Annotated in this window: 15 protein-coding genes; 9 read left to right on the forward strand and 6 right to left on the reverse strand. The window is 49.5% G+C overall.

The window, feature by feature from the left end; all coding sequences use genetic code 11:
* The 5 genes from AB7C91_RS10930 to tkt form a co-directional block, all read left to right on the forward strand.
* On the forward strand, positions 1-184 hold a 184-nt coding region (locus AB7C91_RS10930; protein ID WP_428591367.1), incomplete at its 5' end, for a hypothetical protein.
* Positions 181-675, forward strand: coding sequence for a rhamnogalacturonan acetylesterase (locus AB7C91_RS10935; protein WP_428591370.1), 495 nt, complete (start codon positions 181-183; stop codon positions 673-675). The genes AB7C91_RS10930 and AB7C91_RS10935, both read left to right, overlap by 4 nt.
* A 27-nt stretch (positions 676-702) precedes the next feature.
* Positions 703-873, forward strand: a complete 171-nt coding sequence (locus AB7C91_RS10940) for a hypothetical protein (RefSeq protein WP_428591373.1) — start codon at positions 703-705, stop codon at positions 871-873.
* A 109-nt stretch (positions 874-982) separates the two neighbouring features.
* Positions 983-1,849: a hypothetical protein gene (locus AB7C91_RS10945; protein ID WP_428591377.1), complete on the forward strand. Its 867-nt coding sequence runs from the start codon at positions 983-985 to the stop codon at positions 1,847-1,849.
* A gap of 125 nt (positions 1,850-1,974) precedes the next feature.
* On the forward strand, positions 1,975-3,969 hold the full coding sequence (tkt, locus tag AB7C91_RS10950; protein WP_332447790.1) for a transketolase: 1,995 nt from the start codon (positions 1,975-1,977) through the stop codon (positions 3,967-3,969).
* A 72-nt stretch (positions 3,970-4,041) separates the two neighbouring features.
* Here tkt and AB7C91_RS10955 read toward each other — a convergent pair whose 3' ends face one another.
* From AB7C91_RS10955 to AB7C91_RS10965, 3 genes are all read right to left on the reverse strand, one after another.
* Positions 4,042-4,989, reverse strand: a complete 948-nt coding sequence (locus AB7C91_RS10955) for an ADP-ribosylglycohydrolase family protein (protein ID WP_428591380.1) — start codon at positions 4,987-4,989, stop codon at positions 4,042-4,044.
* Positions 4,990-5,088: 99 nt separating this feature from the next.
* Positions 5,089-5,961, reverse strand: a complete 873-nt coding sequence (locus AB7C91_RS10960; RefSeq protein ID WP_332447792.1) for an HNH endonuclease signature motif containing protein — start codon at positions 5,959-5,961, stop codon at positions 5,089-5,091.
* Between the two features lie 49 nt (positions 5,962-6,010).
* Positions 6,011-6,985 carry a DUF523 domain-containing protein gene (locus tag AB7C91_RS10965; protein WP_428591383.1) on the reverse strand — a complete coding sequence of 325 codons (975 nt, stop codon included), beginning with the start codon at positions 6,983-6,985 and terminating at the stop codon, positions 6,011-6,013.
* 104 nt (positions 6,986-7,089) lie between these two features.
* Between AB7C91_RS10965 and AB7C91_RS10970 the strand changes: the two genes are divergently transcribed.
* The 3 genes from AB7C91_RS10970 (at position 7,090) to AB7C91_RS10980 (ending at position 10,729) form a co-directional block, all read left to right on the forward strand.
* Positions 7,090-7,560, forward strand: coding sequence for a putative immunity protein (locus AB7C91_RS10970; RefSeq protein WP_428591386.1), 471 nt, complete (start codon positions 7,090-7,092; stop codon positions 7,558-7,560).
* A 196-nt stretch (positions 7,561-7,756) separates the two neighbouring features.
* Positions 7,757-9,100: an alpha-galactosidase gene (locus AB7C91_RS10975; RefSeq protein WP_428591389.1), complete on the forward strand. Its 1,344-nt coding sequence runs from the start codon at positions 7,757-7,759 to the stop codon at positions 9,098-9,100.
* A gap of 429 nt (positions 9,101-9,529) precedes the next feature.
* Positions 9,530-10,729: a restriction endonuclease gene (locus AB7C91_RS10980; protein ID WP_428591392.1), complete on the forward strand. Its 1,200-nt coding sequence runs from the start codon at positions 9,530-9,532 to the stop codon at positions 10,727-10,729.
* Between the two features lie 36 nt (positions 10,730-10,765).
* Here AB7C91_RS10980 and AB7C91_RS10985 read toward each other — a convergent pair whose 3' ends face one another.
* Complete coding sequence (locus AB7C91_RS10985; RefSeq protein ID WP_332447796.1) at positions 10,766-11,245, reverse strand: ferritin family protein; 480 nt, start codon at positions 11,243-11,245, stop codon at positions 10,766-10,768.
* A gap of 157 nt (positions 11,246-11,402) precedes the next feature.
* Complete coding sequence (locus AB7C91_RS10990) at positions 11,403-12,428, reverse strand: HD domain-containing phosphohydrolase (RefSeq protein ID WP_332447797.1); 1,026 nt, start codon at positions 12,426-12,428, stop codon at positions 11,403-11,405.
* Between the two features lie 597 nt (positions 12,429-13,025).
* Here AB7C91_RS10990 and AB7C91_RS10995 point away from each other — a divergent pair.
* Complete coding sequence (locus tag AB7C91_RS10995; RefSeq protein ID WP_332447798.1) at positions 13,026-16,157, forward strand: GNAT family N-acetyltransferase; 3,132 nt, start codon at positions 13,026-13,028, stop codon at positions 16,155-16,157.
* Here AB7C91_RS10995 and AB7C91_RS11000 read toward each other — a convergent pair.
* A complete protein-coding gene (locus AB7C91_RS11000; protein ID WP_332447799.1) occupies positions 16,154-17,224 on the reverse strand; it encodes a mechanosensitive ion channel family protein in 1,071 nt (356 codons plus the stop codon). The two genes, AB7C91_RS10995 and AB7C91_RS11000, sit on opposite strands and share 4 nt — an antisense overlap.
* Positions 17,225-17,349: the final 125 nt, after the last annotated feature.

A 17,349-nucleotide genomic window follows, 5' to 3' on the forward strand; every position in this document is an offset into this window, starting at 1 on the left:
GGCCATGCGTGATCTCATAATTCTGGCAGCTTTCTACCTGATCGGGCTGCTGCTGTTGGGCTACGGCCTCTATGGGTTGCTGCAGGGGCGTAGAGAGAGGTATAAGCAAAAACAAGGAGTGTTGGTCTCCTCTGAGGATATGCTTGCGGGTTGGGGGAAGGAAGAGGAAGAGGCGAAACGATGAACCGGATTTTCTTGCTCGGTGATTCCACCTGCGCCCGGAAGAGTGACGACAAACGACCGGAGACGGGGTGGGGAATGGCCTTCCCTTCCTTGGTCGACAAGAGATGGAAGGTGGTTAATCTTGCAATGAATGGTCGGTCGACCAAATCCTTTCTTGATGAGGGCCTGTTTGCTCTCTGCCTCAAGGATCTACAACCCGGAGACTGGGTGCTTATCCAATTCGGTCACAATGACAGCAAGGAAGACGAGGAACGCCATACCGAACCGTGGACGAGTTTTCAGGACAACCTGTCCTTCATGGCTGATCAGGTGCTTGCAAGGCAAGCCCGTCCGCTTTTGCTCACCCCGATAGCCAGAAGGCGTTTCGATTCACAGGGGAATCTTATCCAGACCCATGGTGATTATCCTTGGGCGCTTCGTGAACTTGCCGGCAGAAAGGGGTATCCATTGCTTGATATGACCGAGGCAAGCGCCGATTTGCTTGCAGCTTAGGGTCCGGATGGTTCCAAGAGATTGTTCTTGCATCTCAAACCAAACCAGCATCCAAATTACCCTGATGGAATCGCTGATGATACCCATCTCAATGTAGAGGGGGCTCTGGTAATTGCCAGGATCATCTGTGATCGCTTGAGAAAGGCAATTCCCGACTGCCCGTTTCTGGGGGTTGGTAAGTCGATGGGGCAAGGTTGAACCTTCGGGTTGGGGATCTTGGTATCCACATACAGTTTTTGCTATTTAACTAACGGGTTTTTGGACACCTATGCTATGCTGTAGCTAATTCATGTAGGGAGGAAGTACTGTGAAACGGAATGCAATGAAGAAGACCCTTGCTGTTCTGGTGATGGTCATGCTCGGTTTCAGTTTGTTTGCCCAGAATACGAGTTCGGGGAGTGTAAAACTCACCGCAGCATATGGTACCGGTCTTGAAGCAAAGTTGGATGCAGCCTATCAGGTCAAGATTCCGATGTTGGTGGGAGACGGCGCATTGTTCAGTGGGAACAATCTGAAAGTCAAAGCTGGATTGGGTCTTTCCCCGATTGCCGGAACCTTCACCCTGGATGCTGTGCTTACCCCGATGGCGGTCTTTGAATTCAGCCTCGGTGGCGGGGTGGGGACCGGTTGGGATTTTGATCTCATGAGCCTGAATGGTCTGAAGATTGCCAGCGGCGGCATCGGTTCTCCGCTTGCTTCCGATTCTCTCGGCGGTTTGTATTATCTGGGAAAAGCCGGAGCGGCCTTCCAGTTCGATACCGGGGCCGTTTTCAAAGGTGATTGGATGAGCGTCGTCATCCGGTCCTATCAGGAGCTCAACTATAAAGGATACAGTGCTGCCGATGCTTCCATTGCCTGGGAATATGAGAACGGGGGCTCCATGGTGAATGGGTTTAACTACAAGGGTGAATACGTGTTGGGATACCAGATGCCTTTGATGGTAAATTTTGTTGGGTTGCAATTGGAAACCTACCGCTACGACCTTTTCGGGACAAAGAGTGATTTGGTTGGGGATTTGAGCATTCTGGCGAACACGCAGATCAATGACCAGTTTTCCGTGCTGACGGCCATCCAGCTCACCAATTACGTGAAAGAGACCGATACAACCAGGGTAATCACCAAAGTGGATCCAAAATTCAAGCGTGTTGCACTTATTGCAAGTTATGCTTTCTAAACGATTTTGACACTTTTGACTATTTTTCGATACTACGGTATCTTTCCAGTATGGATCACACCCCGGTTTCCCAGAGATCCGGGGTGTTTCATACCAAACCAGAAGAGAAGTTATTGGAGGGATGAATGAAAACGAATCGCCTTGCTGATGCAATCCGCATATTAAGTATGGATGGTGTACAGAAAGCCAACTCCGGACACCCAGGTGCTCCGATGGGTATGGCCGATATCGCTGAAGTTTTGTGGCGCAAGATCATGGCACACAACCCAAAGAATCCACAGTGGGCAAACCGTGACCGTTTCGTGCTTTCCAATGGGCATGCCTCAATGTTGCTGTATTCACTGCTGCATCTCAGCGGGTATGACCTGAGCATCGAGGACCTGAAGCAGTTCCGGCAGCTGCACAGCCGCACTGCAGGACATCCTGAATACAAGTTGACTCCGGGAGTTGAGACTACCACCGGACCGCTTGGGCAGGGAATCGCCAATGCCGTCGGTATGGCTCTGGCTGAAAAGATGCTCGCAGCCCAGTTCAATAAGGAAGGTTTCCCGGTTGTCAACCACTACACCTATGCGTTCCTTGGTGATGGTTGCATGATGGAAGGCATCAACCATGAAGTAGCTTCGCTCGCTGGAACCTGGAAGCTTGGCAAGCTCATTGCCATCTACGACAACAACGGCATCTCCATCGATGGGGAAGTGAAGGGCTGGCTTACCGAGGATACCGCCAAACGTTTCGAGGCATATGGCTGGCAGGTGATCAGGGATGTGAATGGGCATGACTCCGATGCAATTCAGAAAGCCATTTCGGCCGCTCGGTATGAGACCTCCAAACCTTCCTTGATCATGTGCAAGACCACGATCGGCTACGGTTCTCCCAACAAGGGTGGAAAGGAATCCTGCCATGGGGCACCCCTCGGAGCAGAAGAGGTCGCCCTCGTCCGCAAGCAGTTGGACTGGGAGTACAGTGAACCGTTCTTTGTTCCCGAGGATATCTATCAGGCTTGGGATCAGACGGAACGGGGTGGAAAGCTTGAGAGTAAGTGGAACGAGCTATACAAGGCCTATCAGAAGGCTTATCCGGTTGAAGCCGCAGAGTTGAAGAGAAGACTCGACGGCGAATTCCCTGTCGATTGGGAGAAGACATTCAACGAAGTGGTACAGCAGTGGCAGACGGAAAAGGTGAAGGTGGCAAGCCGCAAAGCAAGCCAGATGACCCTTGATGTTCTGGGCAAGCTGCTTCCCGAGCTGGTTGGAGGATCGGCTGACCTTTCTCCCTCCAACCTTACCCAGTGGAAGGGTGTGCAGGACTTCGATGTTGCTACCGGAAAAGGGACTTACCTCCGCTTCGGTGTCCGTGAGTTCGGCATGACGGCCATTCTCAACGGTCTTTCCTTGCATGGCGGCTTCCTTACCTATGGGGCAACCTTCCTGATGTTCATGGAGTATGCACGCAATGCGCTTCGGATGTCTGCCCTCATGGGACTGCGCAATGTCATGGTCTTTACCCATGATTCCATTGGGCTTGGCGAAGACGGTCCGACCCACCAGCCGGTTGAACAGATCGCCAGCCTGCGCATGACGCCGAACATGGTGACATGGAGACCCTGTGACGCAGTGGAGACTGCTTGTGCTTGGAAGAGCGCAGTCAAACGGACCAACGGTCCGACCTCCTTGTTGCTCAGCCGCCAGAATCTGGCTCCGCAGGAGAGAACTGAAGACCAGCTTTCCCAGATTTCCAAGGGTGCATATGTGCTCTATGAGTCTGCTGCAAAGCCGCAGGTCATCCTGATCGGAACCGGTAGTGAGGTTTCCCTCGCACTCGAGGCCGGAAAGAAGCTTGCTTCTGAAGGAAAGTCGGTACGTGTTGTTTCCATGCCCTCTCCTGAGGTCTTCGAGATGCAGGACGCTTCCTATAAGGAAGCAGTGCTTCCTGCCTCGGTGAAAGCACGTGTTGCTGTCGAGGCCGCTTGGACGGATTACTGGTACAAGTATGTCGGTCTTGATGGAAAGGTCATCGGCATGCACAGTTTCGGTGAGTCCGGTCCTGCCGACCAGCTTTATGAGTACTTCGGCATTACCGCCCAGAAGGTCTACGAAGCCGCGGTTTCACTGCTGTAAGGCATCTAGAATCAAACAAAATCAGCCCGCGTTCCTTTGGGGATGCGGGCTGATCTATTTGCTGGATCTACTTTATGAAAACCTTGGGAAAGCTGGTATCTCCAGCAACTCGGAGACCCAGGTCTCGGCAAGATCGGGGAGAGCCTTATACGGTTGCCCGATCAGTCGCTTCAGACAGGATGACAACTTGAGCTGCTTAACCCACCGTTCAGGAATTCCTGCTTTGCTTACAAAGGCTCCTGCCAGTGCCCCATAGATGGCTGCATTGGTATCGGCATCTCCTCCACGCATGATCACATCGATCATACCTTCCTCGAAGGATGATGCATTGAGGAGGGTATAGAAGGCCAATTGGAAGGCAACCAAAACCCAGCCTCGTAGATTTCCGTCAATCCCTTCAGGGGGTTCGGTTGCAGCAGCTTTCAGTGCCGTCAACACTTCAGGTCGGGTGACATAGCTGGGGGCGGCTTCTAGGAGATATGCGTAGACTTCATGTATGGTCCATCCTTTGCTGATGGCAAGACTGAGTGCGAAAGCAGTCAGGCGGTTGCAATCACGGCAGACGGGATTCACATGCGTGACACTGCAGTCAAGATCACTGAGATGCATGAGGTCGGGGATGGAGAGTTTGCTTCCCAGGATTCCCAACGGGGCTATGCGCATGAGAGCGCCATTTGCTTGGCTGCTGGGGTTGAAACGTTCGTCCAAGGCCCCGAAAATGGTAATCCCGATGTCCAAAGGCCCTGCATCACGCCATTTGCGATACGCATTAAGTACCGCCTGTTTGGAATACGTGCCATGTTGGAGGACGGATTCGATCATCATAATGGCCATTTCGCTGTCGTCCGTCACTTCTCCTGCTTCACCGATAAAACGGGGATTCTGATCCATGTCCCGAATTCCTTGGGGGAATTGTTTCTGGACCTGTTTCCCCATTTTGAACTCGGTTTGCGCCCCAAAGGCGTCACCGACGAAACTTCCCAGCAAGGACCCGAGTGCTCGATCATGGACTGTAGTCAAATGCGCGTCTCCTTTTTATACAGTGTAGCACAGAGAAGCCCGAGAGACAGGATATCTCATCTGATTGGCAAGCATAATTTGTAAGAATGGAGGAATAGCCTAGGGGTGGAGGATGATAGGATGCTTTTCGGTTACTTGCCATTGTCTCCCCAGTATCACATCCTCGCAGCCCAGATTCTGGTTGTGTCGGATGAGGTGCAGCTGTTCAGTATGAAATTTACGATGACATGTCGGGCATAGACACAGCAGGTTGTCCAAGCTGTCGGGGCCTTCCTGATACAAGGGGAGTATATGATGGGCATCGGCGTTGAGGAAATGCCATTGTGCACTTCTGGGGAGGGTTGCCAGCCAACCTGGTCGATACACACGAGTTTGGCAGATTTGGCATTGGAAGTCATACAGGCATTTGACCGCTTCCTTCAAGGCTGCATCGCTTACGTGGTAGTGGTGCTTTCCCAGTTTCACCGCATGTTTCTTCGGATCGAGTGTTGCCAATGCTCTCAGTTGATCATCGATTTGTTGCTCATCGGAACTGTTCACCAGCGTATGCAGTACCCAATAGGAGGCTTCCACCTGTTGGGTCTGATAGTCTGGATCATGCTCTTTCGCCAGAAGGACTGATACCTCCTCTTCTTGTGGATGGCTTTGATGCCAATCGCGCAGGTAACAATAGATGAGTGCATAGGCAGGGTCCTGGTCGCTTTGTGCAAGCAACAGGGAAAGGGCATAGGACATCGGGCATTGGTCGAAGAAGTTGTGATGCGCTTCGTTCAATCCCAGATAATGGGCGATTCCCATTGATTGCCAACCATGGGAATGAGCTCCATCCAGATTCAGGCAGAGGGTGTCGAGTTCCCGAAATCCGTTGGAGGTGAACAACCAATGGTACACTACCGAACTGCGCTCTGCATCAGTATACAGGGAGAACTCTCGTTTTCGGCTTGATTGCTGCAAGGGTGGGAACGCCTTCATGGGTGTATGGTAGCAGCCTGTTGTCGGCTTTGCCAGCCTATTGTTTTGCCTAAGGTTCCATTTCTTCGGTTTTCTGCTTCTCCAAAGCTTTCATTCGGTGCTCGTCCCGGTAGATGACCGGGCTGGCTCCAAAGAAGAAATCCTCTTCAACCGCTGTCCGTTCCATTTTCAGGAGTTCCTTGGCAATGGTGGTGACATTCCGCTTGAACGTCGGGCTGTTGATTTCCTCAACGGTCTTCCCTCGCTGTTTGCGATAATGCGAGTAATGCTTCCAAAGGCTGTTGGTGATCTTGGCAGTGGTGGAAGGTCGGCGCAGCAGGTCCAGAACCTGTGACCGGAAGGTTGGCTCAAACTCGGCGAAGTCATTTTTGGAGAGAGATGCGAGGGTGCGTCCCATCCCCCGAGCCCAGGTGTTGTCCAATTCCTGGCAAAGGAACTTGAGTGCATACCAACTCTCATAGAGCTCCTGCATGGAGTGGAGAGGATGACTTGCAAACCAGTGGAAGGCCAACAGCCTTCTTCTCCAATCCCACCACTTCAAGGGGCTTTGGAGGTCGCTTGAGGGGATGAGAAAGAATCCTTCGTCCAAAAGAAGTGCCCCAAAGACTCCTGGAGGGTTTCCTCGTTTGGTGTTCTTCAAAGTGGTCCGATATACCCCGCAAGAAGGACTTCCGTCCATATAGATGAAGGCTTTGACGTTGCATCGTTGGAGTACCTGCAAACATTCCAGGGAACCTTGCTTCATCTCCTTGGTGACCAGACGTCCGGTGCGGTTCTTCACTTCTGCTTCCCCGCTCCAAACCTGCTCCCCATTCCCTCCTGAAAGATGCACCGGGTCGCGGGTGATGCCCAGCCCTGCCTGACACTCCGGGCAGAGGGGGAAGAACGTGAAGTCGTTCTTTTCCCTTCCCAGGGAAGAAAGGACGTCGATTCCTTTGCCATTATACCGAACCGGGCCTCCCATGGCACACAAACTGATGCCGATGGGTATCTTTTGGGTAAGGATGATAGGTTTTTGTTCCATGGGATTCCCCCTCTTAAGCAAAGTGTAGCATTGCAGAAGGTAATCGCAAATTAGTTTTTTTGCATTGTCATTTCTGTTGTACCATGGAAGGTAAGGAGATCCCAATGCGTAATCCACAGTTCATAGCCGTTCACCGTGGTGGATTGTTGAAGAAGGAAGATCACAGTGCTTTGTTGTTGTGGGCGCTTGACTGCACCAATCATCTGCTTGAGCGCTGTCCGTTTTCTTTGGATCCTATTCTGGAGCAGGCCCTGGAAGTAGGGTATCGTTGGACAAAAGGAGATGCCACCACCGGAGAAGCAATGCAGGCAAGCAGGGCTGTCCATCGGTTTGCCCGAACGGTTGAGGATCCTGCCTATACCTTGTTTTGTCGTTGTATAGGGCAGGCGGTGGCTACCGCCCATATGGCTGACCATTGTATGGGACCGATCTGGTATGGACAGAAATTGTTTGATCTATGTGGGTTGCCCTATCAGCAAGAAGTACAATGGCAAGCCAAGCGGTTGTATGAACTCTGCCCTTCCCTGTATACGGTGGTGCAGGAAGAAATGAGAGTACGGCATCTGGTGAAATGACGGAATTTCTGTACATTCTTCTTTTTTTTAATCGATTCCTGGATCTCATGAAAAAATCTGTACTGCCTTTTCATTGCATGACGTTCCTGCACTATTTGCTCATAAATGTCAAAAAAAGATACCCAATGTCAATGTAATCTTCCTGTTCTTCTGCTAGGATAGGGAAGAAAATGCAACTATTGATAGGAGGTAGGGAATGAAGGAAACTCGTATCTGCATTGTCGGCGGAGGTGGTCGACTTTGGGCCATTCAGTTCATGAAGGATCTTGCGTACAACACCATGACCCACGGGACATTGGTTCTGTACGATATTGATAAGGAAGCCGCCCGGAATAACGTTGCGGTAGCACATCAGATTATGGCAGTCAACAACAGTGAGGGACGTTTCAACGTCGTGGCTGTTGATGATTTGGGTGAAGCCTTGACTGGTTGTGATATGGTCATCATCTCGATCGAGCCGGGAAAAACCGAGTGCCGGTATGGTGATTTGGTGCTTCCCGAGGAATATGGGATTCTCCAGAGTGTTGGGGATACCACCGGTCCCGGTGGGATCATGCGTGCACGCCGGGCGTTGCCCCTGTTCTTTGATCTCGCCAAACATATTGAGCAATTCTGTCCCGATGCCTGGGTGATCAACTATACCAATCCGATGACGCTTTGCACTGCGGCGCTGTACAAAGCATTTCCGGACATCAAAGCCCTCGGGTGCTGCCATGAGGTATTCCATACCCAGAATTTCCTTGCGAAGAAGGTCAGTCAGTGGTTCGATGTCCCGGTTCCCGATCGCAGGGAGATCAAAATTGATTTGACGGGGGTGAACCATTTCACGTTTGTAACCAAGGCTTTTTGGCAAGGGCATGATCTTATGGAGAAATTGGTTGCTGAACTCGGGGATCCCCAGTTGCTTGCCGATGAGACCGCGATTGCCCACAAACGTCTTGCTGAAGAGAAATGGTTCGATTGCGATCAAAAGATTGCATTGAGCTTCCTTAGAGACTTTGGTGCATTGGGTGCTGCCGGTGACCGACATTTGGCTGAATTCGTTCCTTGGTTCCTTACCAGCGATGAGAATCTCCATACTTATGGAGTTATTCGTACTCCATATTCCTGGCGTCTGAGTCAAGCGAAGGAAAAGCGGGAGCGTATATTCAAGGATGAAGACCTGAAGGCTTCGCTTTCCGATGAGGAAGGGGTGGATATCATGCGTTGCTTGATGGGGGACAAAACGATGGTCACCAACATCAATCGACCAAATGAGGGTCAGATCAGTTACTTGCCGAAGGGAAGGATTGTGGAAAGCAATGGAGTCATTTCCGAAGACTCAATCCGCCCGATTGTAGCAAATGATCCCCCGCTTGCCATCCAAAACCTGGTCAGACAGGTCAGCGATGTACAACAGATGACGTTGGATGCAATCTACAACGGCGATGATGATCTTCTGTTTACGGCATTCCTCTCCGATCCTCTGATGAAATTGCCTAGGGATACAGCTCGCGAATTGTTTGAAAAGATGCTCGAGGCCTGCAAACTGGAGTATTGATTCCCACAGTGACAGGGGAATCTGGTTTGCTGACTTGTGCCTCCTTTTGGAGCCGGTCATTAGCCTGAATACCTAACATACTGGCCAAGGATTGGATCAAGTCCTTGGCCAGATTTGGTTTTACCCCGAACCGTATATACCATCCAACGAAAATAAAGCATTCTATCGCTTAGCCAAGATTGCTCGTGTTTCGTTGCAGCTTAGAATTCCGGCGCTTAGTTCCACTTCCTAATACTGGGATGAAAGTATAAAAAATTTTGAAAGCTATGTAGATATAGGGTTTTTTCTCGACTGTACTTGCCTGATCTGAAATGATTGAACCTGTCAGTACAGTGGTCTTGAAAAAGTAAAGCTTGTTCTCTTCCTATTGCAGGATTATGCTGCTGGTATGGTGTATGCAAACCAATATCTATCGTTAAGGAATTATATATGAGCATGCGTTTCCGCTTTGATGAACTCCCATCAGCCGATTTGTATGTCGATGCAGTGTATGAAGGAGGGGAAGTTTCAAACTTATCGTCCGAGCCTTTGCGCAAGTTGTTTCCAAAATTAGGAACCAGCGGAGGGTTTCGGAAAGTAAATAGAAATGATGGTAGCGGGAAACCTGCATATGTGGTGCTCTATACATCGATGGAAGAACTGGAATGGCCTGATTATTTGGATGAAGAGACTGGGGTGTTCAGATATTACGGTGACAATCGACAGCCGGGAAGAAATATCACAGATACAAAGTTACGAGGAAATGCACTGTTGGAGGAGGTGTTTGGGAAACTCCATATGTTTTCTGATTTATCTGACATCCCACCGTTTTTTGTGTTCAAGAAAACGGGCAGGGGACGTGATGTGCAGTTTCTCGGCCTTGCCGCACCAGGGAATCCAAGAATTTCTCCTGATAAGGATCTCGTTGCATTTTGGCGAACTATGAAAGAATATCGCTTCCAAAACTACGAAGCATATTTTACCATCCTTGATACAAAGAATTCCATTATATCAAAACAATGGCTCGAATCGCTTATTTACGATCATGAACATAGTCTACGGTTTGCGCCTCCTGCATGGAAGGAATTCATAGCTTTTGGACGAGATGGCATCTCTGCTTTGAAGGCAAAGCGAATTCTCGATATACCTACACGTTATGAACAATTACAGAGTGATGAAGAAGGAAATCGATGCATCGATGTAATTCGGAATTTTTTTAAAACAGATCCATTCGGGTTTGAACGTTGTGCTGTTGATTTGGTTTCCAAGATGGATACACGGTTTGTAGGTTTTGATTTAACCAGACCTTGGCGTGATGGTGGAAGAGATGCGCTTGGTTATTATGTGATTGGCACAGGGGGAAAGGCAAATCATCCTTTGCGTATAGACTGTGCTTTGGAAGCAAAATGTTACGGGCAGAAAAATGCTGTCGGTGTCAGACAGATGAGTCGACTGATTTCAAGGATTCGATATCGACAATTCGGAATCATTGTAACTACCAGTTTTGTTGATTCTCAAGCCTATAAAGAGGTCGTGGAGGATGGGCATCCAATTCTAATTGTTACGGCATCTGATATAGGCACAATTTTACGAAACAATTCAATTAACACAAGTAATGTAAATAGTTGGCTTAGCTCTCTTCATGCATGACATTGCGGCATAAAGAGAGCATAACCGAATTATATCCTAATAATCTTCTCGAACCCCAAATTCTGCGTTTTCGACCCAACGATGGGGGCGGGTGACCAACTTGAGGATTTCTTCAAGAATTGCATAGTGTTTCTGCTCTTCTGCCAGGATCTGGTTCAGCGCTTTCTTCTCGGCATCAAAGACGACAGTCGGCAGCTGTTCCTTATAGAAATCTATGCTTTTCTTTTCGATCGCCAAAGCCTCTTCATATGCTGGTATCTGGTCTTCTTCCGGGGAGAATGCATCAGGGTTGAATGCTCTGAAAATGGTCTTTGCTGTTTCAATAGCAGTCGAACTCACCGAGATGGGAGCATTCCGTTGCTGAAGGGCACGAAAAATATTCTCATGCTTCTTCTCATCTTCCGCAAGCATGGAAAAGATATTTGCAAATCCGTCCGAAGAGGTCTTCTTTGCAAGTTCGGTATAAAACTGAGCGCCATCCTCTTCCAGTTTGATTGCTACTTCAAATAAGTCCATAAATGCCTCCTAATGTCATAGAGTATAAGTAGGATCAGGGATTGTAGCAAGGTTTACCAGCTGTCGGAGCAAAAGATGATAATTCTTTGGTAGTCCGCGTAACCTGAAACATTGCACCCTTCAAGGTGTATGAATTTACTATATTGAATTGCCTGTCCTACAGTAAATACAACTCATGCTCTATGAAGAGATCAACCAATTCAGCATCGAATTGGGTGCCAGAGAAGAACTTCAGTTCCTCAATGGCAATCTCGGTGGGGAGAGCTGAACGGTAGGCACGGCTGCTGGTCATTGCATCGAAGGCATCAGCAAGACTTACAATCTTGACCTCCAGAGGAATCTGATCACCTTTCAGCCCATCAGGATAGCCAAGACCGTCGATTCGCTCATGATGACTCCGTACGATGGGCATGTACCGCTTGAACAGCGGAAGATGGCTGATGATCCGCTCCCCCGCCTCGGGATGCGTTTTGATCTGCGCATATTCCTCTTTGGTGAGGGAAGTGGTCTTATTCAGGATATCTTCGGGAATGCTGATCTTGCCGATGTCATGCAGCAATGAACCGCCTTCCAGAATTTCCAATGTCTCCGGGGGGAGGTTGAGGACCCTGCCCAAGGCTACCGACAGTGTCCGCACCCGACTGCAGTGTCCTTTTGTATATGCATCTTTCTGCTCGATCGTCTCACTGAAAGCCTGCAAGGTTGCCACCGTAGCATCCTTCAGGGCAGAAAGCGCCAGCTGCAGCTCCTGCTCCAGCTTGAGCATGTGCGCCTTGCTTTTATCTTCTTCCGCATGTTGCTGTTTTTCTTGCTCAGCATGGTCCAACACTCGTTTCACACACGATACCAACGTCTCACGATGCACTGGTTTTGCCAAGTAATCTACCGCTCCCATACGGATCGCCTTCATGCCGGTATCCAGATCATTGAAGGCGGTGATCATGACCACCGGGATCTGCGGGTAACTGACATGGATCATATCCAAGAGCTCAAGGCCGGTGAATCCAGGCATCTTGATATCGAGCAACAGAAGATCCACATCCTGGGCACGGGTTCGCAGCAACGCCAACAATTCGTTGCCGTCCTCACATGCAGTAACCAGGTATCCTTCCTTGCGAAGCATGATCTGAAGTATTTTTCGGATAGCAGGATCGTCATCAGTAGTCACAATATGTCTAGTCATCTCAAGCATCTCCGTATCGTCGGTCCTAGCAAGGGATCAAGAATGGGGTGGTTTTCTTATACTCACCATACTGAGGGAATAGTCTGGGAAACAAGATGACATCCTCAAACACGATCAAAAGGAAGTTGCACGCTATGAACCCAAAACCTACCAACACGATAGGAGCATACCAGAAATATACAATAACGCACAAGGTAAAGATGGTATACCACCAAAACCCCGGATGTCGACAGAAAGCATACGTACCTTTTGTATACAGCGTGCCGTCGGCATGCCCCTTCAGCGGTATTTCCACCAATACCGAGTAAATCAATAGGAGAAGGGAGGCCCCCATTCCGAAAATGAGGACAATTTTGAAGGGGGTGGAAAAAGGAGACTGATAGGTGTAAAACAGAAACGGAAAGGGCAGGGCGGTAACAAAAAAACCCAGGTAGAGAACCCTGCTGAGAAGGTGATGTTTGTACAATAAAGCAATATCGTATAGGGCCGCCAGCAAATATCCACAGGCTCCCAGTAAAAATAGTTTGATTAACTCCATAATTTGCTTCTATAATAATACAAATTTCTTGCATTTGAAAGAAAAATAGAGGAATCCTCATGATCATTGATGTTTCAACCATAATTCCTGCGGTGGCCTGTGTTTTATATGTCTCATTCGTCATATTCGGTTTCCTCCAATACAAGAAGGATCGCTTCTACTGGTCGTTTCAGCTGTATATGATTTTTGTTTCCATCTGGAGCTTCGGGTCCATGATGATGCACCTCAACAGTTCCATCCTTACCCCGTTGTTCTGGAACCGTATCATGCTCATAGGCCTGCTCTCCGTACCCTATGCACTCAGCAGCTTTGTCGTGGACATTCTGGAGATTCATCAAAAGACGATCCGTACCATTCTCAAGTTCAGTTACATCCTCATCATCCCCCTCATGTATCTCAATTTCACCGGAAACATCGTCCATGCTGCCGGATTCACCAGTGATGGCGTATTCTATTATGACTTGGCCTCCGGCGCGCTGGGTGCTTACAGTTTCAGCTATGTCTATCTGATCCTTACCTTGGTCTTGTTGCTCTTCGGTTCACGCATCCGCTCCTCCCAACAGTTCCAGAAGAATCTGCTCCTCCCCTTGATCGGGGTGGTCATCATGCTCATCGGCATCTTCATGAACGTATTCCCCGAGCTCGGGCGCTATCCCATAGACATCTTTGCGGCTACCATCAATGCTGTCTTGCTCTTCTACACCATTTACAAATACAAGTTGATCAACTACTCACGATTCGGCCTTTCGATCATCTACTCAACGCTCCTTGCCATAGCCGCCTCGGTGGTCTATTACCTGATCATCAGCTTTATCAAAGTCTTCAACAGCAATTTCGCCCCGGGCAACATCTTCCAACTCTCTTTCATCCTGGGCATTGCAACCGTCCTGATCATCTATCCTCTGAAGAATCTGGTGTCCTACTTGGTTGACAACGTCATCATTCCCAAACGTCACCCCTACCAGATGACGATCAAGAAGCTGAGCAAGCGTCTGACCACCATCGTCAACCTGCATGAATTGGGCGATGAGGTGGTGCAGAATCTGAGTAGTGGAATGAAGACCGAGTGGGTTGTGTTCATCGCCAAGCGCATTGATGACGGACAAAAGTTCTATCTGGTGGCAAACAACAATTGCCCGACCAACCGGAGTATTGGAACGGAAATATCGTTCTCCTTCCCCCCCGCCATCGAAGAACGTCTTGAAGCCTGTAAACGTGAGAACGTATCATCGGTCATCAATGTGGATCCGGATGAACAACGTCTTGAAGTCAGCTCCCATCTTCCCCCCGCCGATGTCTTGATTCCACTGGTATTCCGAAAGCAGATCGCCGGCTACATACTCATCGGGTATGACCATACCAAAGCCCTGATCAGTGAAATTGAACGAGAAGCACTGGAAATTCTTGCCGCGCAAAGCAGCCTTTCCTTGGAAAACGCCCTCAGTTTTGAACAGTTGCGCATCCAAGGTGATGAACTGACCATGAGCAAGAATAAGTTGGAAGCCATCTTCAATGGGATCGCTTCCCCTGTTTGCTTGATCGACATCGATTATACCATACAGGAAGCCAATACTGCGGCGGTCAGCTTCTTTGGAGAGAACCGGGAAAGCATGATCGGAAGCAAATGCTATCGTGCATTCTTCCACCGCAATCGTCCCTGTCCGTTCTGCCAAGGACTTGAGTGCATCCATACCGGGGTCCTGCAGGAAACCGAGGCCGATGTATCCGACCAGGTATTCTCCTTCCAATTCCATAGTGTCCGTTCACCGGACAAAACCAAAAGTGTATTCATTGAGATCATCAACGACATCACCGAACAGAAGCATATGCAGGAAGAATTGGTCCGTACCGAGAAAATGGCCGGTATCGGAACCTTGGCCGCCGGAATCGCCCATGAATTGAATAATCCTTTGGCCGGCATCGTCGGTACTGCCGAGATCATGCTCTCCGAATTGGAGGAAGCCAACCCCCATCATGAATACGTCCAGGACATTCTTTCCTATTCCAAGACGGCCAGCGATGTCATCAAGGAACTTTCCATCTACAGCAGAAAGGAAGAAGTGAAGAAGACTGAACCCGTGGAATTGGTACGGGTATTGGAATTCTCCCTCCGTCTTGCCCTGCGCGGTGTTGATTCCCAGAACATCCGGGTCGAGCGCAACTACCATGCCCTGCCCACGATTGAAGCCAATGAAGGGGAGCTCCAACAGCTCTTCCTCAACCTCATCGTCAATGCCATCCAGGCGATGGATGGAGATGGGAAACTTACCCTCACCTGCTTTGAAAAGGACGGCTTTGTGCAGATCAAGGTGATCGACACCGGGTGCGGTATTCCTGAAAAGTACATGAGTCAGATTTTCACTCCCTTCTTCACGACCAAGGCACCGGGAAGCGGCACCGGCCTCGGGCTCTCCAACTGTTACAACATCGTCGAGAAAATGGGCGGCCGAATCAGGGTCAAGAGTGAGGAACATGTAGGGTCGGAATTCACCGTCATCTTCTCCCTCGATGAGGAAGGCAAGGAAATCATCCGGTTCAGCATGGCAAGCGACCAGAACAGCATGAATGACGTCTTCTTCATCCAACGCAAGGTGTTGGTCGGGGAGAAAGGCTACCTGGAGGAGTCGATCCATCGCAAAGTCGATGAGAAAGCGATGCATATCCTTGCTTTCAGGGGTCTGCAACCGGTTGGAACAGTATCTCTGATGACCAGTGAGCATTTCTGGCCGCTTCCCATCAACAAGTACTTTGACATCCAATCGGTGTTGAAGACCAAGAAATGTGCTGAGATCATCCGTCTCGCCGTACTGCCGGAAATGCGCAACACCAGTGCCTCGATCGGCTTGATCATCTTGGTCTTCCTGTTGGCAAGGGCTACCGGAGTCGAGGAATTGATCATCGATGTCTTCGCTGATGATACCAAAACCATCAAGCTGTACAAGAAATTCGGGTTCGTCGAGGTCGGCTCATACAACTCGCCGTCTGCCGTGACCGTCATGGTCCTGCAGAGCAAATCCACGCTTGAGAAGGACCGCAGTCAACTCAGACATTTCGTCAGGCCTCTGTTCAACCGACTCAGACCGTTGTTTGATTTCGGTCCCTACACCAAGGCAGTCCATGAGGAAATGGATCGCATCCTCAGTGCAGACACCGAGGAAGTGCAGGAAGCACAGGAAAGCCAGGTCATCTAGGACGAGACCGTAAAGACCTTCTGGGTGGGGTAAGCGAACTCGATTCCCTCAGCGGCGAATGTCTTTAAGAGCTTCAAGTTGATTTCTTGTTGTACATCCATAAACAACGTGTAGTCGGAAGAAGGGATGTAGTAGACCGTTTCAAAGGCCAGAGCTGAAGCACCCAATGTCTGGAAATGGGAACGGTCGCATACCACCTCCTGTGCCGATTCCACCGAAGCGATGATTTCTTTGATCAAGGAAGGCACCTTCTCCACTTTCCTGAGGTCGGTTTCATACGGGATGGTCGTACTCATCACCACCCTGCGCCGTTGCATTTTCTTGTAGTTGTGGATACGGCTCTTGGTGAGATCGGAATTGGAGATGATCAGAATTTCCCCGCTGAGTACCCTGATTCTGCTGCTCTTGATGCCGATCTTCTCCACCACACCGGCTTTGTCATCGAATACAATGAAATCACCCAAAGCAAACGGCCGGTCGAAGAAAATGACAAAGTAGCTGAACAAATCTCCCAGAATCCCTTGGGCGGCGATTGCAACGGCAATGCCGCCGACGCCAAGGCCGGCAAGAGCGGTTGATACATTCACTCCCAAATTACTGAGCAGCACCAAAAAGCCGACCACCCAGAGCAGCAACTTGATGAAGGAAATCAAAGGTCTGAGGTTGTTCTCCTGTTCGTGCGTGGCATATTCCTTTTCAAAGTACTTGGAGAAACTCAGTTCCAGTCCTTTATTCAGAGACCGTACGATGATGACGGTCATCACCAGGGCAAAAAGGATATGCACTACTTTCTGGATCTCCTCGGCGAATGAGATCCTACGCAAAGATATGGAAAGAATTCCAAGAAACAACAACGGGATGGCTATGCGCTTGACGAAACGCAGCAGCGGCAGCGAACCCGCACGAACCTTGGTCTCATCCTGCATCTTGAGCGCCTCGAGCTTGGTAATCCGTTTGCCCAACAGGGCGTTTGCCGACAACAGCAGGACGGTTGAAACCGCCAAAAGCAGGATCGAGGGCAGGTAGTCAGTTCTCACGATTTCGAAGAATTTGGTGATATATTCCATACCTTCACTATACTATACTTTCTGCTTGGCTTCCATCGAGAAAGTCGGAGCGGAATTTATAAGAAAATGTCAGAAAATGGGGATAATATGGCGACGTTTTTTTGCCTTGGTGATACACTACCCGC

Origin of the sequence: Sphaerochaeta sp. (assembly GCF_050256055.1) — a bacterium.
Classification (GTDB): Bacteria; Spirochaetota; Spirochaetia; order Sphaerochaetales; family Sphaerochaetaceae; genus Sphaerochaeta.